General features: G+C 65.9%; 1 protein-coding gene and 1 pseudogene. Both read right to left on the reverse strand.

Annotation, left to right across the window (positions count from 1 at the left end; all coding sequences use genetic code 11):
* Positions 1-250, reverse strand: a pseudogene (locus UK23_RS41770) (alpha/beta hydrolase); the annotation flags it as partial.
* Positions 251-264: 14 nt separating this feature from the next.
* A partial coding sequence (locus tag UK23_RS41775) for an alpha/beta hydrolase (protein WP_045317355.1) occupies positions 265-1480 on the reverse strand: 1216 nt, incomplete at its 5' end.

Here is a 1480-nt window from a genome sequence, read left to right on the forward strand (position 1 = left end):
TCTTCGCCTGGCCGTTCAACGGAACCGTGCGACTGACCGCGATGGTGATGGTCTTGCCGTTGCCGGGGTGGTTCCAGTCCATCGGAGCCGTGAACTGGCCGCACTGCAGCCGTTCGAATCCGGGCTGGTCAGTGCACTTCTGCCAGTTGATCTGCTGCGCGGCGAAGGTGCTCGCCTGCGCCTGTGGTGCGATTATCAGCGATGTTGCCGTCGCCACGGCCAGTGCCGCGGCGATCTTCTTGCGGTGCATCGGTTTCCCCTCTCCTACCAACCGAGCTGCTTGGCGAGCTGCTGTGCCGTCGGCGCCGCGGTCTCACCGGGCGCGGGCAGTGGAACCCCTGGGCACGTCAGGTCTTTCGCGGGCGTGACGCCGTCGACGAGGTAGCTCTCGACGATGTCGTCGACGCACTTGTTGCCGAACCCGTAGATGCCGTGGTCGCCCTCGTCCTCAACGGTGAGCAGCACCGAGTTGTTGAAGTTGCGGTGTGCCTTTTGTGCGCCTTCGAGCGGCGTCGCCGGGTCGCGCACCGACTGCACCATCAACGTCGGCGCGACGCCGATCCCGTTGGGGTGCTTGAGGTTCACGTTCGGCCGGTCCCAGAACGCGCACGGGCCCATCACCTGGAGATAGCCGCCGAGCGGCCACTTGGTGCCGTCCTTCGCCGCGTCGCGTTCCAGGTACTTCCGGTCACCCTTGAACGGCGTGTCGTTGCAGACGATCGAGTACGCCGTGCCGTTCTGGGCGTCCGGGTAGCTCGCCTGCGCCGTCAGCTGCGGCTGCGCCGTGCCCGCCAGTTCGGCGAAGACCTGCGCGCCGAGGCCGAACTGGCCCTTGCGGTACAGGACACCTCGCAGCAGACCGTCGAGCGTCTGCGGGTAGTAGACGCCTTCCGGTCGCGTGACGGGCTGGTCCTTCAGCTTCGCGCGCGTGCGTTCGTAGGATTGCCGAACCTCTTCAGCGGTCTTGCCGAGGTGGTAGACGTTGTCGTACTTCGCCACCCACGGCAGGAAGTCGACGCGGAACCGGCGTTCGAAGCCCATGCCCCAGTCGTCGAAGATCGGCTGCCACGGCCCGGTGAACTCGACGTTGGAGTCCAGCACGATCTTGTCGAGCGTCTTCGGGAAGTAGGTGGCGTAGTAGGCGCCCATCCAGCTGCCGCCCGAGTAGCCGATCCAGCTGACCTTCGGCTTGCGCAGGAGCTGCCGCAACAGGTCGAGGTCCTTCACGGTCTGGTCGGTGGTGATGTAGCGGCCGAGTTCGCCGGACTTGGTCTGGCAGAACTTGGCCTGCAGCTCCATCGAGCCGTAGAGCAGGTCCAGGTTGGCCTTGCTGCGGTCGCGCTGGTCGGTGATGCTCTCGGCGTTGAAGCCGCCGCAGGTGACGTTGCTGCTGGCACCGGTTCCGCGCACGTCGATGCCGATGATCTCGGCGTTCTCGCTGAGCTTCGGCCGGTTCAGGTAGAGCAGCGGGATCGTGCGT

Origin of the sequence: Lentzea aerocolonigenes (assembly GCF_000955955.1) — a bacterium.
In the GTDB taxonomy this organism is placed as follows: Bacteria; Actinomycetota; Actinomycetes; order Mycobacteriales; family Pseudonocardiaceae; genus Lentzea; species Lentzea aerocolonigenes_A.